We start from the raw sequence: 4,575 nt of genomic DNA, 5'->3' as shown, positions 1-4,575 counted from the left end.
GAGCAGGGCCAGCCGGGGCAGGGCTGGCCGGAGCAGGGTCAGCCGGAGCGGGGCCAGCCAGGCTACGGCCAGCAGGGGCAGGACCAGCCCGGGTACGGGCAGCCGCCGTGGCACGACGAGCCCGCGTACGGGCAGCCGCCATGGCATGGCCAGCAGCTCGGGTCCGGCGACCCCAGCTACGGGCAGGGCCAGCAGGGACACGGGCAGCAGGGCGCGGAGCAGCCGGGATACGGCCAGCAAGGCGCAGGGCAGCAGGGATACGGCCAGCAAGGCGCGGAGCAGCAGGGATACGGCCAGCAGGGACACGGCAGGCAGCCGTCGTTCGAACCTGCTCGCGGCCCGCAGGCCGGGTACGGGCAGGAACCGGGCTACGGCCAGCAGCCCGGGTACGGCCAGGAAACGGGTTCCGGCCAGGAAACCGGTTCCGGCCAGCAGGGCGGCTATGGCCAGGACCAGCGCTACGGGCAGACGCAGGGGTACGGACAGCAGGGATACGGCCAGCAGGGCTACGGACAGCAGGGCTACGGACAGCAGGATTACGGTCAGCAGGGCGGTTACGGCCAGGAGACCGGTTACGGTCAGCAGGGCGGCTACGGTCAGGACCCCCGCTACGGGCAGCAACCCGGCTACGAGCAGCAGGGGCAAGGGCAGCAGGGGTACGGCACAGCCGGGTACGGGCAGCAGGGCTACGGACAGGGCCAGCAGGGTAGCCTCGGGCAGCCGGGCTTCGGCGAGCAGACCGGGCAGCAAGGGTACGGCCAGCAGCCCGGGCCTAACCAGTCGGCCGTGTACGGGCCGCGGGACTACGGTTCCGGGGACTACGCGCCGCCGGGATCCCAGCCGCCGGCCGGGAGCGGCGGACGGACCAAGCATGGCGGCGGCGGCGGCCGGCGGCGCAAGCGCACCATGATCGCGCTGATCGCGGGAGCGGTCGCGGTCGTCGTGGTGGCTGCCGTGGTCGTCTACAAGGTGGTCGGCGGCCCCGGCGCGCCCGCCACCGGCTTCGTCCCGACGGGCAGCACGCCCGCGCAGGACGCCGCGCAGATCACCACCGCGTTCCTCCAGGCGTGGGAGACCCGCGACTACGCGAAGGCGGCCAACTACACCGACCATCCGGCCGCCGCGCAGGCCGCGCTTACCGCGAACACGAGGTACCTGAACCTCAAGAAGATGACCGGCTCGGCTGGCAACGTCACCGCCGCGACGGCGACGGCGACGGCGACGACGCCCCAGACGGTCACGTTCGGAGTCAACGACGTGGTGTCGACAGGCACCGGCGCCGGGACGCTGCAGGGCACCTGGAGCTACCACTCGACGCTCACCGCCTACCAGAAGGCGAACTCGAACGTCTGGTTCGTCGCCTGGAAGCCGACCGTCATCGCGCCGAACCTCACCGCGACCACCCACCTGGCGGCGGCCGTGGCGCTCCCGCAGGTGGTCTCGGTCACCGACGCCAGCGGGAACGCTCTCACGACCTACAACGACGCGGGGCTGACCAGGATCGCCAGCCTGCTTGAGAAGGGCGCGCCGCCCGGGCAGGGCAAGCCAGGCCTGAACGTCCAGATCGAGACCTCCAAGGGCCAGCCGGTGGCGAACAGCCAGGCGGTAGTCGTCTCGCCGCAGAACATCGCGGACCTGGCGACCACGATCAGCCAGCAGGCGGAGAACGCCGCGCGCAACGCGGTCGCGATGCACCCGAAGAGCGCCATGGTCGTCATCCAGCCGTCCACCGGCAAGATCCTCGCCATCGCCAACAACGCCGGGCAGAACGACTTCGCGCTCACCGCCGCGGTGGCGCCGGGGTCGACGATGAAGGTGATCACCTCGACGGCGCTGATCAGCTCCGGGGCCCTCAGCGCGGACAGCCCCGTCGCCTGCCCGGAGGCCTACACCGTCACGGGCATCACCTATCACAACGACCAGCACGAGTCCGAGCCGCCGGGCACGCCGTTCAGCACCGACTTCGCGCAGTCCTGCAACAACGCGTTCAGCACGCAGTGGCAGCACCTGACCGGTGGCGCCTCCCTGGCCGCCACCGCGCAGAAGTACTACGGCCTCAACCAGAAGTGGAACATCGGCCTCGGCAGCCTGGCGGCCAGCTACTTCAACGCCCCGGCGAGCGCCAGCGGCTCTGAGCTGGCCCAGGAGGCGTTCGGCGAGGGCCAGCTGATCGCCTCGCCGATCGCGATGGCGTCGGTGGCCGCGACCGTGGACAACGGGACGTTCAAGCAGCCGATCCTGGTCGACGGGATCAAGCAGCTCACCGCCACGCCGCTGCCCGGCAGCACCGACTCGCAGCTCAAGGAGATGATGCGGGACGTGGTGACCGGCGGGACCGCCGCGGGCCTTGGTTTCGGGCCGGACGTCTACGCCAAGACGGGCACCGCCGACATCCAGGGCCAGGACCAGCCCAACAGCTGGCTGGTCGCCTTCGACCCGTCCAAGGACGTCGCGGTCGGCACCCTGGTCGTCAACGCCGGGTACGGCGCCCAGTTCGCCGGCCCTGAGGCGGCCGCGTTCCTGAGCAACTACTCGGGCGGCTAATCCGGGCCGTACCTGGCCAGGTCGAGGACGATGGTCATCATGACGGTCAGGACGCGGGCCGGGCCAGGCACCGGGTCGGCGAATTTCACCGTGTAGTTGTCGGCGGACGTCAGCACTTCCTTCAGGCCAGCCCACGTCTTGCGCACGCTGGCAATCGGCGCGCCTCCGGCGCCGGTGACGGCGAAGTTCTTGACCGCCAGGTCCCCGACAGCCTCACCGACCACCTCGCCGCTGCCGTCGACCAGGGTGTACTGCCGCCTGGTATCGCCGATGCGGATCCGGCCGGCGGGCTTGCCGTCCGGATCGGTGAGGTCCGCGGCCCAGTCGCTGTTCCGCTTGACCAGCGTCAGGACCGGCTCGCCGGCCGCCGTGCGCACCCCCAGCGCCCGTGTGCCGGGTAGCTCCCGGGTGAGGGTCTGCATCCACGACCGGCCTGCTTCCTCCGACGCGATGGCCAGCAGGTGCCGCCCGGTGTCGAAGATCTCATACCTCGCCTTGCCGGGAATCAGCTTGCCCGGCTGCCGGATCCGGAGCTCACCGAAGTCGAAGGGGTCGTCCACACCGACCGACTGTACTCCCGCGATTACGCCGTGGGGGTCTCGTCGAGCACGATCAGCGGCAGCGGCCCGGCCAGCTGATCCGGCGCGGCCGGCGTGTAGGCGAAGTTCTTCGCCCGGGCGCCGCCGTCGACCACCAGGTCGGTGCCGGTGATCAGCCGGGCGTAGTCGGAGCACAGCCAGGCCACCGCGTGCCCGATGTCGGTCGGCGTGCCCGTGGTCCCCATCGGCACCATCGGGTTGCGGGGACCCTCGAACCGCGCGGGCTTGCGCCATTCATCGGTGCCCTCGGGGGCGCCGAGGCCGCCGGACGCGCCGGGGCGCAGCCCGAACGGGGTCCGACCCTCCCGCTGCCACTGGGCGAGGAGCTCGGGGTTGTCCGGGTTCGGGGCGGTGGGGGTGAAACTGTTGACCCGGATCCCGTAGGGGGCGAGGTCCATCGCCGCGGCCCGGACGAAGTTGTTCACGCCGCCCTTGTGGAACGCGTACGCGCAGACGCCCGCGCTGCCGTTCCAGCCGTTGGACGAGGAGATGCAGACGATCGAGCCCTTGATGCCGCGCTGGGCCATCGCCCGTCCGGCGTGCTTGGTGTTGAGGAAGTTGCCCATCGCGGAGACCAGCACCGCCCGCTGGAAGGCCTCGGCCGTCTCGTCGAGCACGCCGCGGCCGCCGAGCAGCGCGGCGTTGTTCACCAGGATGTCGATGCGGCCCCACCGCTCCAGCACGCTGCCGATGTACCCCTGAACCGATGCCTCGTCCGTCACGTCGCCGGGCGCGGCCATCGCCTCGCCGCCGTTCCGCTCGATCCTGGCGATGCAGGCGTCGATCGACTCCTTCGACACGTCGTTGACGGCAACCTTCGCGCCGTACCTGGCGAGCGCGAGCGCGATGCCGCTGCCGATGTTCGGACCGCATCCGGTGACGAGTGCGACCTTGCCTTCGAGTGAGATCTCCACTGTGAGTAGCTCCATTCCTCGCATCGCCTGGCCGGACCTTGCCGATTATGTTGCGAGGCGGGCGGAGTGACAATCGGCCGCGAGCACAGATTCGCCGCACCGCAGTGCCAACCGGCCCCAGCGGAACGCCGTGACGCCCGCGTCACCGGCCCGTACCGCTCCTGATTAGCGTCAGCCGCGCCGCAGGTGCCTGCCCGCGGCCTCCCGCACCGCGTCGGTGAGCGTCGTCAGCCGCGGCGAGTCAAGCCGCCAGCGCTGCCAGAACAGCGGCACGTCGAGCACGTCACCGGACAGCCGCACGAGCTGGCCGGCCGCGAGGTCAGCGCGCGCCTGCGGCTCGGGAAGCATGCCCCAGCCGAGACCGATGCGCACGGCCGCGAGGAAGTCGGCCGAAGTCGGGACCTGGTGGACGACGGGAGGCAGCCGCGGCACGCCACGGCGGCGCAGCATGTCCTGCTGCAAGTCGTCCTTGGCGCCGAAGACCACGGCCGGCATCGCGGCCCAGTCCGGCGCGCGCC

The 4,575-nt window shown here is 71.3% G+C and carries 4 protein-coding genes; 1 reads left to right on the top strand and 3 read right to left on the bottom strand.

Annotated elements, in window-relative coordinates; genetic code table 11:
* Positions 1-2,544, top strand: a 2,544-nt coding sequence (locus WA805_RS23095; RefSeq protein ID WP_425243387.1) for a penicillin-binding transpeptidase domain-containing protein, incomplete at its 5' end; no start/stop codon positions are given.
* Here the strand turns inward: WA805_RS23095 and WA805_RS23090 are convergent.
* From WA805_RS23090 to WA805_RS23080, 3 genes are all read right to left on the bottom strand, one after another.
* Positions 2,541-3,104: a phospholipid scramblase-related protein gene (locus WA805_RS23090; RefSeq protein ID WP_422279281.1), complete on the bottom strand. Its 564-nt coding sequence runs from the start codon at positions 3,102-3,104 to the stop codon at positions 2,541-2,543. The two genes, WA805_RS23095 and WA805_RS23090, sit on opposite strands and share 4 nt — an antisense overlap.
* Positions 3,105-3,127: 23 nt before the next feature.
* Positions 3,128-4,072, bottom strand: coding sequence for an SDR family NAD(P)-dependent oxidoreductase (locus tag WA805_RS23085; protein WP_422279279.1), 945 nt, complete (start codon positions 4,070-4,072; stop codon positions 3,128-3,130).
* A 156-nt stretch (positions 4,073-4,228) separates the two neighbouring features.
* Positions 4,229-4,575, bottom strand: a 347-nt coding sequence (locus WA805_RS23080; RefSeq protein WP_425243386.1) for a LysR substrate-binding domain-containing protein, incomplete at its 5' end; no start/stop codon positions are given.

It is taken from the genome of Trebonia sp., from assembly GCF_049794275.1.
In the GTDB taxonomy this organism is placed as follows: Bacteria; Actinomycetota; Actinomycetes; order Streptosporangiales; family Streptosporangiaceae; genus Trebonia.
This window is presented reverse-complemented; position numbering and strand designations above follow the sequence as displayed.

Coding starts and splice junctions, on each gene's coding strand:
- WA805_RS23085 (WP_422279279.1), bottom strand. CDS start 4,072: ATGGAGCTACTCACAGTGGAGATCTCACTCGAAGGCAAGGTCGCACTC.